Origin of the sequence: Mesorhizobium sp. LSJC280B00 (genome assembly GCF_000502835.1) — a bacterium.
GTDB lineage: Bacteria > Pseudomonadota > Alphaproteobacteria > Rhizobiales > Rhizobiaceae > Mesorhizobium.
The window spans coordinates 323,789-339,466 of sequence record NZ_AYVL01000004.1 but is presented as its reverse complement, the minus strand read 5'-3'; the positions used below and the strand labels follow the sequence as shown (position 1 = coordinate 339,466).

Below are 15,678 nucleotides of genomic sequence, written 5' to 3'. Positions count from 1 at the left end.
GGAGTTCGCTGAACCCTGACACGAATGCTGACCATTCTCCAAGCAGAGATGTTGCGCTGCACCTAAATTAAGCAGCTTTCACAGCTTCACGAAACGGAGCGCCGACCTGGGATTCCGTGGCGTGGCGGCAAGACGTTGCAACGGTGCAGAGCCGAAGGCCGGCGGGTCAGCACCGGGCGCTTCCCGCCGACATTGATGTCAGCAGCACGCGTGATGCTTGGTCGAAAAGAGCTGAAAAGAAAAACCCGCCTCGGTGAGCGGGTCGTCGGTGCGAATTAGCACCATAGCGAAATTAGTAGCATAGCTGCCGGCACAAAGCAAGAACAAAATGTGGCGCCGTTGGCGAAAATTGCCGATCTCCCGCCTTGCGAGGGGAGATGCCAAGCAGTGGCGCTGGAAGCGGAGGACACCTGCCAATGCTAAAAGAACGCCTGCAACCCGGTCTGCGCCCGCCCGAGGATCAGCGCATGCACGTCATGCGTGCCCTCATAGGTGTTGACGGTTTCCAGGTTCTGGGCGTGGCGCATGACGTGGTAGCCTATCTGGATGCCATTGCCGCCATGCATGTCGCGGGCCTGGCGGGCGATGTCGAGCGCCTTGCCGCAATTGTTGCGCTTGACGAGCGAGATCATCTCCGGCGCCATCTTGCCTTCATCCATCAGCCGCCCGACGCGCAGGCTGCCCTGCAGGCCGAGCGCGATCTCGGTCTGCATGTCGGCGAGCTTCTTCTGGAAAAGCTGCGTGCCGGCCAGCGGCTTGCCGAACTGCTTACGGTCGAGGCCATACTGGCGGGCGCGGTGCCAGCAATCCTCAGCCGCGCCCATGGCGCCCCAGGAAATTCCGTAGCGCGCCCGGTTGAGGCAGCCGAACGGTCCCTTGAGACCCGAGACGTTGGGCAGCAGCGCGTCCTCGCCGACCTCGACGCCCTCCATCACCACTTCGCCGGTGATCGAGGCTCGCAGCGACAGCTTGCCGCCGATCTTCGGCGCCGACAGCCCGTTCATGCCCTTTTCCAGGACAAAGCCGCGAATCTCGTTGTCATGCGCGGCCGATTTTGCCCAGACGACGAACACGTCGGCGATCGGCGCGTTGGAAATCCACATCTTCGAGCCGGAGATCCTGTAGCCGCTCGCGGTCTTCTCGGCCCGCGTCTTCATGCCGCCCGGGTCGGAACCGGCGTCAGGTTCGGTCAGGCCAAAGCAGCCGATCCATTCGCCCGACGCCAGCTTCGGCAGGTATTTCTTGCGCTGTTCTTCCGAGCCATAGGCGTGGATCGGATACATTACCAGCGACGACTGCACGCTCATCATCGAGCGATAGCCCGAGTCGATCCGCTCCACTTCCCGCGCGACCAGCCCGTAGGTGACGTAGTTGGCGCCGAGCCCGCCATATCCTTCTGGGATGGTGATGCCGAGCAGACCGGCCTCGCCCATTTCGCGAAAGATCCCGGCGTCGGTCTTCTCCTCGAGATAGGCTTCCTCGATCTTCGGAGCGAGCTTGTCGGCGGCAAACGCCGCGGCGCCATCGCGCACCATGCGCTCGTCCTCCGAAAGCTGGTCCTCGATCAGGAAAGGATCATCCCAGACGAATGCGTTCTTGTCGGCGGCCATGGCTCTCGGTCTCCCAAACTCATGCATGTCGCCCAAAGCTTGCCCGCGGGCCCTGACCCGAGGGTGTTCGGCAGCTTGGAGATAACGACATGCATCGAAACAGAAATCTTGAAACGCGCGGCTTATCGGCTCCCGTCCTGAAAAAATCAAACGAAATAGCTTCGCCGATCCATGAGCATTGGTGATGGATGATCAATGTCGAGCGCCGCCGTCTGACCTGGCGGCGCAGCCCGGCTCGCGAAATTACTTCCGCTTCAACGCATCGGCCAAAGCGGCGCCGAACGCGCCCTGCTGCACCGGCCGCTCCGGCTGGCGTTGGGGCGCGGGCGCGCGCGGCACCGGCCTGCTGCCATTGTCGCGCGGCTTCGGTGCGCCAGCGTCGCCATCCTTGCGCATCGACAGACCGATGCGCTTGCGCTTGATATCGACGTCGACGACACGCACCTTGACCACGTCGCCGGCCTTGACCACCTCATGCGCGTCCTTGACGAAACGGTCGGCTAGTTGCGAGACGTGCACCAGTCCGTCCTGGTGCACGCCGATATCGACGAAGGCGCCGAAGGCGGCGACATTGGTGACAGTGCCTTCAAGCTGCATGCCGGGCTTCAGATCTTTGATGTCGTCGATGCCATCGGCAAAAGTCGCGGTCTTGAAGCCGGGGCGCGGGTCGCGGCCGGGCTTTTCCAGCTCCGCCAGGATGTCGCGCACCGTCGGCAGGCCGAAGCGCTCATCGACGAAGACGCGCGGATCGAGCGCCTTGAGTGCGGCGCTGTCGCCCATCAGCGAGCGGACGTCGCGCCCGCAGGCCGCAACAATCTTCTTGGCCACGCCATAGGCTTCCGGATGCACCGCTGACGCATCGAGCGGTTCGCTGCCGTTTGGAATGCGCAGGAAGCCGGCGCATTGCTCGAACGCGCGGGGTCCAAGGCGGGAGACCTTCAACAGTTCGCGACGGCTGGCGAACGGGCCGGAGGCATCGCGATGCGCAACGATCGCCTCGGCCAGCGATGCGCCGAGACCCGAAACCCGCCCCAGAAGCGGCGCTGAGGCCGTGTTGAGATCGACGCCGACGGCGTTGACCGCATCCTCGACCACCGCTTCCAGCGAGCGGCCGAGGCGGTACTGATCGACGTCGTGCTGGTACTGGCCGACGCCGATCGACTTCGGCTCGATCTTGACCAGTTCGGCGAGCGGATCCTGCAGGCGCCGCGCGATCGACACTGCCCCGCGCAGCGACACGTCAAGGCCGGGAAATTCCGCCGCCGCCGTTGCCGAGGCGGAATAGACCGAGGCGCCGGCTTCACTGACGATCACCTTGAGCGGCTTCGGCCCGGACCCGGCAGGCATGTCAGCCAGCATGTCGGCCACCAGCCTTTCGGTCTCGCGGCTGCCGGTGCCGTTGCCGATCGAAATCAGCTCGACCTTGTGCAGCCGGATGAGCTTGGCCAGTTCGGCCTGCGTGCCGCGGACATCGTTCTTCGGCGGGAACGGATAGACCGTTGTCGTCGCCAGCAGCTTGCCGGTGCCGTCCACCACCGCCACCTTGACGCCGGTGCGAATGCCCGGATCGAGCCCCATCGTCGGCCGCGAGCCGGCAGGCGCGGCAAGCAGCAAATCCTTGAGATTGCGGGCGAAGACATGGATGGCTTCTTCTTCGGCCCGCTCGCGCAGATCGCGCATCAGATCGAGCGTCAGGTGCAGCGACAGCTTTATGCGCCAGGTCCAGCCGGCGACCTCCATCAGCCAGCGGTCTCCCGGCAACTGGCGGCCGATGGCGTAGGCGTCGGCGATCATCCGCTCAACCGGTTTCACCGGAGAGGCGTCATCGGCATCGACTTCGACGTCGAGCGACAGAACCTCCTCGTTGCGGCCGCGCAGCATGGCCAGCGCGCGATGGCTCGGCACGTTGGCCCAGCGCTCGACATGGTCGAAATAGTCGGAGAATTTCGCGCCCGCCTCCTGCTTGCCGTCGACGACGCGCGACCGCAGGAAGGCGCGTTCCTTCATGTAGGTCCGCAATCTGCCGACCAGATCGGCATTCTCGGCGAACTGTTCGGACAGGATGTCGCGCGCACCCTCGAGCGCCGCCTTGGTATCGACCACGTCTTCGCTGATGTAGGCCAGCGCCAGCTCGGCGGGTACAGCCGTACGGTCGGCGAGAATAGCTTCCGCCAGAGGCCCGAGCCCGCGCTCGCGTGCGATCTCGGCCTTGGTCCGGCGCTTCGGCTTGTAAGGCAGATAGATGTCTTCGAGTTCGGCCTTGGTGCCGGCCGCAGCGATCTTTGCCTCGAGCTCGTCGGTCAGCTTGCCCTGCTCGCGGATCGAACCAAGGATGGTGTCGCGGCGCGCGTCGAGTTCGCGCAGGTAGGCCAGCCGCTCGGCAAGGTCGCGCAGCTGCGTGTCGTCGAGGCCGCCGGTGACCTCCTTGCGGTAGCGCGCCACGAACGGCACGGTCGCGCCGTCGTCGAGCAAGCCGATCGCCGCCGCAGCCTGTTCGGGCCGCGCGCCGATTTCGGCGGCTATGATGGTTGCGATGCGCTTGATGTCGGCTGCCATGTCGTACCTGTCGCTAGTCGAAACGAGCAGCGACCATAGGCGCAGAGCACTGCCGCGCCAACTGCGCCATTTTCAACCCGGCGAGAGGTCCACAGGAAAGGTCGGGCTGTCTGGATGGATCAGACCATCCGGCTCAGCGCCTCGAAGAAAGAAGTCATATCCAGATCGAGCGGATCGTCGACCGGTACCGGCTGCGACGACATTTTTGCGATTACCATTTCGGCCTTCGGATTGACGTAAAGCCACTGGCCGTGGATGCCGATGCCGCAGAAGGCGCCGCTTGCGGCGCCCGTCTGGTACCATTTGTTGCGGTAGCGGCCACGCTGAAACAGGAACGCCATCGTGCCGCGCCGCCAGGCCTCGGCGTCACCGCCAGTTTCGGCCGTGTCGCGCACCCAGGCTTCCGGCACGACGCGGCGGCCATTGGCCGTGCCGCCTTGCCGCATCATCTCGCCGACGCGTGCGAGGTCGCGCGGTGTCACCGAAATGCCGCCGGCGGTGCGCGCCGTTCCTTCCATGTCGACTGTCACCGAGGCATCGCCGACGGCGCCGAGCGGCGCCCATAATTTTTCGCGCATCAGATCGGCGAAGCGCCGGCCCGACGCGCGTTCGAGCAGGATGCCGAGCAGGTCGGAATTGGGCGAGCGGTAGCGGAAAGTCCGGCCATGCGGCTCGGCCAGGCCCTGCAGCGTCATGAGGAAAGTGGCCAGGCTCTCGATGCCCCCGCCTGGATTCCACAGCATGGCGCGGCGGTAGCGGGCGAAGGCGCTTTCCGGATCGAGATAGGCCTCTTCGAAATCGAGGCTGACACTCATGTCGAGCACGTGCCGCACACGCGCATCGCCATAGGCCGAGCCGGCGGCTTCGGGCAGATAGAGGCTTACCGGTGCCTGCGGATCGAAAATCCCCTCGCCTTCCAATGTGCCGGCAACAATGGCGGTCAGCGACTTGCTGATCGAAAAGACGATGTGGCGCGCCCCAAACTCCATATGCGGCGCGAACCAGTCGCCGACGAATTTGCCGCGTTTCATGATCGTCAGCGCGTCGGTATCGGAGCGCGCGAGAAACGCCGCGACCGTCTCCGCGCCGCCTGCAAGAGCGACCTTTTCGCCAAGTAGCCCGCCGAAATCCTGCGCCGGCGCCTCGCTGCTGCCCGGCTGTGCCGCCACGGCAGCGCTCGGCACCAGCTCGCCGACATTCTGGAACGACCACCGGCTGAACGGGCTTTCCCGCCAGTTGCCGAGCAGAACCTCATTGCGGCGAAAGCCGTATCTGGTCTCGAACGCGGTCTTGCCGGTCATGGTGGTCCTGCGGATTTTCTTTGAGGTTCAGGCGAGCGCAGCGGCAATGGCATGCACGGCTTTCAAGGTCGCCACCGAATAGCCGATGTTGGTGAAATCCGGATAGCTCGAAAGCTTCACCACGACCATTTTCGTATCCCAGTCGATATGGATCAGCTGCCCGAACACGCCCCGGCACATCAACGCGCGCGAGCGCGGGTCCTCGATCCAGAACTGGTTGCGGTAGCTGCCTTCCGGCAGGCTGGGACTGAAATCCGGTCCATGCCTGCCATTGCGCGTCGCCTCGATCCAGTCGGCCGGCACGATGCCGCCTCCATTGTCGAGGATCAGCTGGCCGAAGCGGCCATAATCGCGCAGCGTGGCGTTGAAGCCGCCGTCGGCGACCGCATAACCGGCGCTGTCGACAGTGAAGCAGGCGCTTTCATCGGCGCCGAGCTTTTGCCAGAGCTCTTCCGAAATCAGCTGCGCCAGCCTTTTGCCGCTCACCCGCTCCATGATGAAGGCAAGCACGTCGGTCTCGATCGAGCGGTATTCGAAGGCAGCGCCGTGCGGCCGGCTCTTTTCCTTGAGCCCCAGGATCAGTTCGAACATATGCGATGGCCAGCGGAAGGCCGGATCGCTGCCCGGCGGCACCGGCTTCCAGCCGGTGGCGACATCGACCTGGCCGATGTCGGAATAGGGGTCGGTGTATTCCTCGGAAAAGCGCACGCCGCTCGTCATGTCGAGCACATGCTGCACGCTGGCGCCTGCCCAGCCGGTCGCTTCCAGCTCCGGCAGATAGGCCGTCACCGGCAATGCCGGATCGATCAGCCCACGCCCGACCAGTATGCCGAACACCGAGCCCGTGACCGACTTCGCCATTGACTGCGACAAATGCAGCGTGCGCTCGGTCATGCCGTTGAAGTAGCGCTCATAGGCGACCTTGCTGTCCTTGAGCACGAGAAACCCGTCGGTATAGGTCTCGTCGAGCAGCCCGGCGAGCGTCGTCGGCTGCCCCATGCTGTCGCTCACCGGCAGCGCGTCGAGATCGACCTCGGCGCGCTCGAAGCGATGCCGATGGCCATTGCCGCGCCAGACTTCGACGGTCGGCAGAAATTCGCGGATGTGCTGAAACGCCCAGCGGTTCCATGGCGGCCGGTCCCAGTCGAGCTTCGGCGGCACCATCCGCGGCGGCGAACCCTGCATGATCGGCGGCGCCGGTTCGCTGTTGCGATAAGATTTCATCCAATCCCCTTGTCGCAAAGAAGGGAGGCCGAAGCCTCCCTTCGATCGATCCCACGTCGAGCCTATTTGCGCAGATTGGTCCAGATCTTGTTGTAGATCTCGACCACTTCCGGTGGGCAAGGTGGCACGAATTCCGCAGTCGGCGCACCGGCCGGCGGATTGATTTCCGGCGCGCTGGCGAAGTCCGACGGCAGGAATTTGTGGCTCCCGGTAATGCCGTTGTCGTAACCGGCGAATTCCGAAATCAGCGCGGCGTTTTCCGGGGCCATGACGAAATCCTGAAACAGCTTCGCATTTTCAAGGTTCTTCGCGCCTTTCAGCACGGCCACATTGTCCATCCAGCCTTCGATGCCTTCCTTGGGATAGGCGTATTTGATCGCCGGAATTTTCTGGCGCGCACGATAGGTTGCGCCGTTCCACGCCTCCGTGACGATCACATCGCCCGAGGTGATCTTGGTGATGGTGTCGTAGCTGAAGGTCTTCCATGACGGCTTGGCGGCCATGAGAATGTCGTTGACCTTCTTCAGATTGGCCTTGTCGGCGCCGCAACGCGGCACGCCGGCATAGCGCTCGGCCGCGTGCATCACGGTGTTGACATCGTCGAGCATGTTGATCTGGCCTTTCAACTCGTCCGGCGGGTCGAACAGGATTGCCAGCGTGTCGATGTCGCCCTTGTATTTGTCGGTGTTGACTTCGAACGCGGTGGTGCCGAACTGCCATGGCACGGTGTAGTGACGGCCTTTGTCCCAGTAGATGTCGACGAAGCGCGGGTCGAGGTTGTTGCCGTTCGGCATCGCATTGGGCTCGGTCTTTTCGAGCAGGCCCTCATCGATCATGATCTTCACCGTGTAGTCGGATGGGACGACGATGTCGTAGCCGGAATTGCCGGCGCGCACCTTCGACAGCATGGTCTCGTTGGAATCGTAGTCGTCCAGCGTCACCTTGACGTTGTATTGTTTTTCGAATTTCTCGATCAGCTTGGGGTTGGTGTAATCACCCCAATTGTAGATGTGCAGCTCACCATCGGCGTGTGCAGGTACTGCCCATAAAAGTGCTGCCGTCGAAACGGCAGCCATCAGTTTCCTAGACATCACAGTCTCCTTTGCCTTCCCATTGACTCACTTGGCGCGGCGGCGCGCGATCAGGAACGATATCGAGACGAACAGGATCGACACCAGCAGCAGGATGGTGGAGATGGCATTGATCTCCGGCGTCATCGGCCGCCTGATCTGGTTCCAGATGTAGAGGGGCAGCGTCGTCTGCCCGGGGCCGGCGACCAGCTGCGTGATGGTGAAATCGTCGAAGGAGACGATGAAGGCGAGCGCCCCACCCGACAGGATGCCGGGAACCAGCAATGGCAGCGTTATGCGCCGGAAAGCATGCCAGGGCGTGGCATAGAGATCGGCCGCGGCAGCTTCGAGCGTCAGATCCATGTCCTCGAGACGCGCCCGGATGGGCATATAGGCGAAAGGAATGCAAAAGACGGTGTGGGCGAGGATCAGATTGCCGATGCCGAAATTGAGCCCGAGAGTGCCCGCGATCAGCGCAAAGAACGAGAGCGTCGCCACCGCCGTGATGATCTCCGGAACCATCAGCGGCAGGTTGATGACCATGAAGGCGGCCGACAGCCCGCGCCACGGCTTGACCCGGGTCATGCCGATCGCCGCCAGCGTCGCGGCGATCGTCGAAATGATCGTGGCGGTGACAGAGATGATCAGCGTGTTCTTGGCGGCGTTGTGGAATTCCTGGTTGAGCAGCGCACTGCCATACCAACCGAGCCCGATGCCTTCCCAACGCGTGACCAGAGACCCGGTGTTCAGCGAGAAGATCATCAGGATCAGGATCGGCGCGTAGAGCACGCAGAGGCAGATGATGGCGATCGAGCGGAAGCCCGGTTGGTCCTTGATATCGGCGCTGCGGGGGTCAGCCATGCCTCATCTTCCCCGACGTGTTACGGACATAGAAGTAGAGCGCCACCAGCACCGCTGCCATCAGGATCAGCGCCTGCGCGCAGCCGAGCGGCCAGTTGCGCCCGGAGCCGAATTGCTGGGCGATGAGATCGCCGATCATCAGGTGGATACCGCCGCCGAGGATCAGCGGCGTCACATAGGCGCCGAGGGCCGGAATGAACACAAGCAGGCAGCCGGCGATGATGCCGGGCAGCGACAGCGGGATGATCACCCGCCATAGCACCTGCCGACGGGTCGCATAGAGATCGTAGGCGGCCTCGACCAGCCGGAAATCCAGCTTCTCCAGGCTGGAATAGAGCGGCAGCACCATGAACGGCAGGAACGAGTATAACAGGCCGAGCTGGATGGCGAAGTTGGTGTAGAGCATGGTGATCGGTTTCTCGATCACCCCCAGAGCCATCAGTGCGTTGTTGATGAGGCCCTCGTCGCGGATGATGAACATGATGGCAAGAGTGCGCACCAGCAGGTTCGACCAGAACGGGATGGTGATCAGCAGCACCCACCAGTTGCGCTGCGCCGGCGGTCGCGTGGCCATGAAATAGGCTGTCGGAAAGCCGAGCAGCAGGCAGATGACCGTCGTCACCACGGCGAAGACGAACGAGCGCAGATAGATGATCAGGAAATCCGGCGTGAACTGCAGCGTGTCGTCGAAGATGTCGCGCTGGAACAGGAAGTTCAGATAGGCGTCGGTCGAGAATTGCCACTGCACGCCGCCATAGGGTGCTGCGGCAAGAAATGAATAGATGACGATGATGAGAAGCGGCAGCACGCCGAAAATGCCGATGATTATCAAAGCTGGCAACGAAAGCAGGCGGTGGCGCCTGGCGCTGGCCTTCTCCGCCTCTGCTTCGAACAATGCAGCTTGGGAAAACGCGCTCGCCATCAATCCCTCAGCACTTGCGCGGCGTCGTTGCCGATCGAGACGCCGACCTTGTCGCCCCGCTCGAAACCGCAGCCTGCGCTGCGCGTGTTCTGCTGGCGCACGGTGAAGGCTTCGCCGCTGTCCAGTTGGACATGAATATGCGTGTCGGTACCGAAATAGACGATGTTTTCGATGGTTCCGGAAAGGTCGCCCTTGCCGCTGGTCAGCTTGGCGTGTTCCGGCCTGACCACCACGGTAGCATTATCCTTCGGCTGGAAGCCTTCAGCCACGGTCGCGTCGATCGTTGCGCCGGATTTGAGGGTCGCGCGAGCCTTGCCGTTGCCGATGTCGGTGATGGCTGCGGTCAGGAAATTGGTTTCGCCGATGAAGTCGGCAACGAAGCGCTCCGCCGGCTTGTCGTAGATGTCCCAGGGCGTGCCGACCTGCAGGATCTTACCGGCCGACATCACAGCGATGCGGTCCGACATGGTCAGCGCTTCCTCCTGGTCGTGGGTGACGAAGATGAAGGTGATGCCGGTCTGGTGCTGCAGCCGTTTCAGTTCGATCTGCATCTCCTTGCGCAGCTTGTAGTCGAGCGCCGACAACGGCTCGTCGAGCAACAGCACTTTTGGCTGCGGCGCCAGCGCGCGGGCCAGTGCCACGCGCTGCTGCTGGCCGCCGGAGATCTGGCTGGTGCGGCGGGCACTCAGCGCCTCCATTTTGACCAGCTTCAGCATCTCGGCGACGCGCGCCTTGATTTCGGCTTTCGGCTTGCCCAGCATCTCCAGCCCGAAGCCGATATTCTCGGCCACCGTCATGTGCGGGAACAGCGCATAGGACTGGAACACGGTGTTGACCGGCCGCTTGAACGGCGGCAGCGGCGCGATGTCCTGCCCGTAGAGCAGGATTTCGCCTTCGCTGGGAAAATCGAAGCCGGCAATCAGCCGCAGCAGCGTCGTTTTTCCGCAGCCGGACGGCCCGAGCAGCGTGAAGAACTCGTTCTCGCGGATCGATACCGAAACCGTGTCGAGAGCGGCGACTTGTGCGTCCCCGGTACCGAACACCTTGCGGACGCCGCGTACCTCGATTGCACTCTTACCCGGGTGATCCGGCACGCACTACCCCATTGTTATGTCCGCTCTTAAAGGCGGATGCAGTTCCCATTCGATTGTCAGCACATGCCGGTCGGCTTGGCAACCATGCGTCTGAATCTCGGTTCAGAACGCAAGCCCCGTGCCACGGCAGCTCCGTCATCAAATCTGATAAGTGACCTTGCCGCCGCAGATGGTGGTGACCGGATGCACCTTGTGCAGGGAAGCCGGCTGAATTACCTCAATATCGGCCGACAGCACCACCAGATCGGCCAGACAACCGGGTTTCAGCCGGCCCTTGCGGTGCTCCATGAATTCGGCGTAGGCGCCTTCGACCGTATAGCCGGCAAGCGCTTCCAACAGCGAGAAGCTCTGGTCGAGATTGCCCTCTGCCCAAGGTTTGCGCAGCATCGCCGCCTGAATGCCCAGGATCGGCTCGATCCGCGACACCGGCCAGTCGGAAGCGAAGACGACATGCGCGCCCGCCTGCTTCAGCGTCCGCCAGGCATAGCTGAGCGGCCATCTTTCGCGGCCGATGCGCGAAAGCGTCGGCTCCAGCGGGAAGTCCATGGCGCCGGGCGGGTGCGGCGGCTGCATCGAGGCGATGACGCCGAGTTCGGCGAAGCGCGGCACGTCGGCGGCAGTGGTGACCTCGATGTGCTCGACCCGGTGACGGCTGTCGCGCTTGCCATTTTTCCGTCGCGCCGCCTCGTAACCGTCGAGGACCGCGCGCACCGCGCCGTCGCCGATCGAATGCACGGCGATCTGCAGGCCGCGCCGGTCGGCCTCCACCGCCACCTCGGCGAAATGCTCGGGCGTGAACAGCGGCTCGCCGCGCCAGCCCGGCCGGTCGGCATAGTCGTCGACCATGACCGCGGTCCAGCCTTCCAGCACGCCGTCGTAAAACATCTTGACCATGCCGGACGACAGCCATTCCGATTGGTAGGAGCTGGCCATGCTCGATGCCTTTTCCAGCCTGTCGAGCGACATGAAATTTTTGAAATGAAACGGTATCTTGGTGCGGCAGAGCAGCCGCCCTTCCTGCTCCAAACCGGCAAGCAGTTCGAGCTGGTAGAGATTGCCGTCCATGTTCTGGATCGAGGTGATGCCGTGGCGGGCGCACCATTCCAGCCCGCGATGCATCAGGTCGCGATCGGCCGCGACTTCGGCTGCGGAAGGGTACGGCTCGGGCTCGCCGCCTGTCGCAAGGCCGAGCCGCACGCGGTTCTGCCCGGAAAGCTCGAGGATCGGCCCAAACGCCTCGCCCTCACGCAATTCGCCGGCCGCGAGGCCGTCGGCGCCCATGACGATCTCGTTGCCGGGGCCGAGTTGCTTGCCGTGCAGGATGCCAGCCAGCTTCAGCGCCTTGGTGTTGGCCCACATCGTGTGGTGATCGGAAGCCGACATGGCGAACGGCCGGTCGGGGATAATGCGGTCGAGATGATGGCGGGTGACCGGCTCTTCCTTGGAAAGGATGGTGTAGTCGACGCCGGCCCCAAGCAGCAATTTGGCGTTCGGCCGTGCCGCAGCGTAGGCGCGGATCGCGTCGCTCAGCGCATCGAAGCCATGCACGCCCTGAAGATGCAGATTGTCGAGTTCGGCCGCGCCGCCGAAAAGATGCATGTGCGCTTCGATGAAGCCCGGCACCACCGAACCGCCTTGCGCATCGATGATCTTCGTGGCCGGCCCTTTCAGCGCCTCGATCGTCCGGCGATCGCCAACCGCCATGATGTTGCCGTCCTTTATCGCCACCGCCTCGGCCGTCGGATTGCCTTCGTCCATGGTCAGCACACGGGCATTGGTGACGATCAGGTCGGCATTTGAACTCATGATTACCCGCAGTTCGGTTGCGCTGTCGGCAGGCTAGACGACCGGCTGCCGGGCCAGCAAGCCATGGCTGGTTGGCCCAGCGCCTTGTGAAAGGCAGTGCAGGACGGTTAGGGTCGCCGCGTCTCACCACGGAACAATTTCATGAAGACTGTTTTTTCGCCTTTCCATGCCGGCCATTCCGGCAATGTCGAATTGATCGCCGGCGCCATCGTGCCGGCTTTCGAAAAGCCCTCGCGCGCCGAGTTCATCAGGGCGCGGGTGGAGAGCGAGAAGCTCGGTCCGATCCTGCCGCCGGAAAGCCACGACCTTGCCGCCGCCAGGAAGGTGCATGCCAGCGACTACATCGATTTCCTGCCGACCGCGTGGCCGCTCTGGGAAGCGTCGGGCCGCAGCGGTTCGGCCATTCCCTTCACCTGGCCGACGCGCGGCCTTCGCGGCGACGTGCGCCCGAAAGGCATCGATGCGCTGCTCGGCTTCTACTCCTTCGACGGTGGCGCGACGTTCGTCAAAGGCACATGGGATGCGATCAAGTCGTCCTATGACGTCGCGCTGACCGCCGCGGCGCTGGTCAAGGCCGGTGAGCCTTCCGCCTTCGCCCTCTGCCGCCCGCCAGGGCACCATGCAGGGGCGGCCTTCATGGGCGGCTATTGCTTCATCAACAACGCCGCCGTCGCCGCGCAATGGTTCCGCGACCATGGCGCCGGGCGCGTTTCGATCCTCGACATCGATTATCACCACGGCAACGGCACCCAGGAGATATTCTATCGCCGCGGTGACGTTCAGGTGCTGAACCTGCATGGCGATCCGATGACCGAATATCCCTTTTTCCTCGGCCATGCCGACGAACGCGGCGAGGGCGACGGCGAAGGCTTCAACGACAATTACCCGATGCCCTTCGGCACCGGCTGGGACGTGTGGAACGCCTCACTCGAGGACGCTTGCACGAGGCTTTCGGCTTATGCTCCTGACGTCGTCGTGGTTTCACTCGGCGTCGACACTTTCGAGAAGGACCCGATCAGCCAGTTCAAGCTGAAGACCCCCGACTATCCCCGGATCGGCCGCCGCATCGCCAGGCTCGGCCTGCCGACGCTGTTCGTCATGGAAGGCGGCTACGCCGTCGAGGAGATCGGCATCAACGCCGTCGGCGTGCTGACCGGCTTCGAGGACCGCTAGAAGTGCCGCCGGTGCCTGCCAATCACATGGCAGCGCTCGGCAAGCGGTACCGCCTGCCTGACCGATCGTTCAGCCTGCAGCGGCACGCGCTGACCTGCCCGCTATCTTGTTGTTGGACCATGATGTTTTTCCAGAATGCGTTCGCCCTTTGCGAAATGATGTTCTATTTTTTGAACCCACGGCTTGCGGGGCCGATTGATCGGAAGAACAAACGCATTTGAGCCCGGGACAGCATTTATGAACGACGACACACCGGAAAGCGAAAGCGCCTCGGCGCTGGCGCCGTTCCGGCACGGCATCTTCCGGGCGGTGTGGTCCGCCAGCCTCGTCTCCAATTTCGGTGGCCTCATCCAGGGCGTTGGCGCCGCCTGGATGATGACGACGATCGCCACCTCGTCCTACCAGGTGGCATTGGTCCAGGCCTCGACCACCTTGCCGATCATGCTCTTCGCGCTGCTGGCCGGCGCCATCGCCGACAGCTTCAACCGGCGCAAAATCATGCTGATCGCCCAGATCTTCATGCTCGTCGTCTCGGCTCTTCTGACCGTCTTCACCTATCTCGACCTGATGACGCCGTGGACGCTGCTCGCCTTCACCTTCCTGATCGACAGCGGCACCGCGCTCAACAGCCCGTCCTGGCAGGCTTCGGTCGGCGACATGGTGCCTCGCACCAAGGTGCCGGCGGCGATCGCGCTCAACTCGATGGGCTTCAACCTGACGCGCAGCGTCGGCCCGGCGATCGGTGGCATCATCGTTGCCGCGGCAGGCGCTGCCGCCGCCTTCGCCGCCAACACGCTGAGCTATGTCGGCCTCATCGTCGTGCTGGCCCGCTGGAAGCCGGAACTGCCGGCATCGACCTTGCCGCGCGAGACGCTGGGCGCCGCCATGGGCGCCGGCCTGCGCTACGTCGCCATGTCGCCCAATATCGGCAAGGTGCTGGTCAGGAGCTCGGCTTTCGGCTTCAGCGCCGGCGCGGTCCTGGCGCTGCTGCCGCTGGTCGCGCGTGACGTCGTCAAGGGTGATGCCTTGAGCTACGGCATCATGCTCGGCGCCTTCGGCATCGGCGCCGTCGGCGGCGCGCTGATCAGCGTCAGGCTGCGGCAGCTGCTGTCCAGCGAAACCATGGTGCGCATGGCATTCGCCGGCTTCGCGCTCTGCGCCTTCAATGCCGCGCTCAGCGAGAATGCCTGGCAGACCTCGCTCGGCCTGCTGCTCGGCGGCGCCTGCTGGGTGACCGCGCTTTCGCACTTCAACGTCACCGTCCAGATGTCGACGCCGCGCTGGGTGGTCGGCCGCGTGCTTTCGGTCTACCAGACCGCGACCTTCGGCGGCATCGCGCTCGGCAGCTGGGTCTGGGGCGTCGTCGCCGACGCGCATGGCGCCGAAGTCGCCCTGATGGCGGCCAGTGTCGCCATGCTGGCGGGAGGCGCCATCGGCCTGCTGCTGCCGCTGCCGCAGCAGGCGGTGCTCAACCTCGACCCGCTCAACCGTTTTCAGGAGCCGCATCTGGCGCTTGATCTCAAGCCGCGCAGCGGTCCCATCGCCATCATGATCGAATATGTCATCCGCAACGAGGACGTACCGGAATTCCTCGCCACCATGGCCGAGCGCGGCCGCGTTCGCCGCCGTGACGGCGCCCGCAACTGGACATTGGCGCGCGATCTCGAAAATCCCTCGATATGGATCGAGCACTACCACACGCCGACCTGGGTCGAATATATCCGCCACAATCGGCGCGCCACCTACGCCGACGCGGTCATCGGCGAGCGCATAAGGGCGCTGCACAGCGGCAACGAGCCACCTCGCGTCCGTCGCATGATCGAGCGCCCGACGACAGCAGGCACGGCGCTGGTCATGCCGAAGGGACCGATCGAGCATTAAAGCATTTTGCAGCCAAGGGAATCACTTGACGTCGCAGAAATGCGGTTAAAACAAATAGATAAAGCGGGATGCACCGTTCAATTTGAACGCATCCCGCTCCAGCGCAATTCCAGGAAAAGTGTGAAACGGTTTTCCGTCCGGAAGAGACAGAGCGGTTCGCCGTTTCCGTGAAACGATGAA

The 15,678-nt window shown here is 63.5% G+C and carries 11 protein-coding genes; 2 read left to right on the top strand and 9 right to left on the bottom strand.

What is annotated here, in order from left to right; genetic code table 11:
* Window positions 1-419: 419 nt before the first annotated feature.
* The 9 genes from X773_RS47865 to X773_RS47825 form a co-directional block, all read right to left on the bottom strand.
* Window positions 420-1,610 carry an acyl-CoA dehydrogenase gene (locus X773_RS47865; protein ID WP_023675458.1) on the bottom strand — a complete coding sequence of 397 codons (1,191 nt, stop codon included), beginning with the start codon at window positions 1,608-1,610 and terminating at the stop codon, window positions 420-422.
* 243 nt (window positions 1,611-1,853) lie between these two features.
* Window positions 1,854-4,166, bottom strand: a complete 2,313-nt coding sequence (locus X773_RS47860; RefSeq protein ID WP_023675457.1) for a Tex family protein — start codon at window positions 4,164-4,166, stop codon at window positions 1,854-1,856.
* A gap of 119 nt (window positions 4,167-4,285) precedes the next feature.
* Complete coding sequence (locus tag X773_RS47855) at window positions 4,286-5,467, bottom strand: serine hydrolase (protein ID WP_023675456.1); 1,182 nt, start codon at window positions 5,465-5,467, stop codon at window positions 4,286-4,288.
* Between the two features lie 27 nt (window positions 5,468-5,494).
* The gene (locus X773_RS47850) at window positions 5,495-6,691 is read right to left on the bottom strand and encodes a serine hydrolase (RefSeq protein ID WP_023675455.1); all 1,197 of its coding nucleotides are present in this window, start codon (window positions 6,689-6,691) and stop codon (window positions 5,495-5,497) included.
* 62 nt (window positions 6,692-6,753) lie between these two features.
* Window positions 6,754-7,782 (bottom strand): extracellular solute-binding protein, encoded by a 1,029-nt coding sequence (locus X773_RS47845; protein ID WP_023675454.1) that lies wholly within the window; start codon window positions 7,780-7,782, stop codon window positions 6,754-6,756.
* 27 nt (window positions 7,783-7,809) lie between these two features.
* On the bottom strand, window positions 7,810-8,622 hold the full coding sequence (locus tag X773_RS47840; RefSeq protein ID WP_023675453.1) for an ABC transporter permease: 813 nt from the start codon (window positions 8,620-8,622) through the stop codon (window positions 7,810-7,812).
* Window positions 8,615-9,544 carry an ABC transporter permease gene (locus X773_RS47835; protein ID WP_023675452.1) on the bottom strand — a complete coding sequence of 310 codons (930 nt, stop codon included), beginning with the start codon at window positions 9,542-9,544 and terminating at the stop codon, window positions 8,615-8,617. Before X773_RS47835 ends, X773_RS47840 begins: the two co-directional genes overlap by 8 nt.
* The gene (locus X773_RS47830) at window positions 9,544-10,638 is read right to left on the bottom strand and encodes an ABC transporter ATP-binding protein (RefSeq protein ID WP_023675451.1); all 1,095 of its coding nucleotides are present in this window, start codon (window positions 10,636-10,638) and stop codon (window positions 9,544-9,546) included. The genes X773_RS47835 and X773_RS47830 overlap by 1 nt, the downstream gene beginning before the upstream one ends.
* A gap of 138 nt (window positions 10,639-10,776) precedes the next feature.
* Window positions 10,777-12,444: an amidohydrolase gene (locus X773_RS47825; protein WP_023675450.1), complete on the bottom strand. Its 1,668-nt coding sequence runs from the start codon at window positions 12,442-12,444 to the stop codon at window positions 10,777-10,779.
* Between the two features lie 141 nt (window positions 12,445-12,585).
* Between X773_RS47825 and X773_RS47820 the strand changes: the two genes are divergently transcribed.
* Window positions 12,586-13,617 (top strand): histone deacetylase family protein, encoded by a 1,032-nt coding sequence (locus tag X773_RS47820; RefSeq protein ID WP_023675449.1) that lies wholly within the window; start codon window positions 12,586-12,588, stop codon window positions 13,615-13,617.
* A gap of 237 nt (window positions 13,618-13,854) precedes the next feature.
* Window positions 13,855-15,498 carry an MFS transporter gene (locus X773_RS47815; RefSeq protein ID WP_023675447.1) on the top strand — a complete coding sequence of 548 codons (1,644 nt, stop codon included), beginning with the start codon at window positions 13,855-13,857 and terminating at the stop codon, window positions 15,496-15,498.
* The last annotated feature ends 180 nt before the right edge of the window (window positions 15,499-15,678 follow it).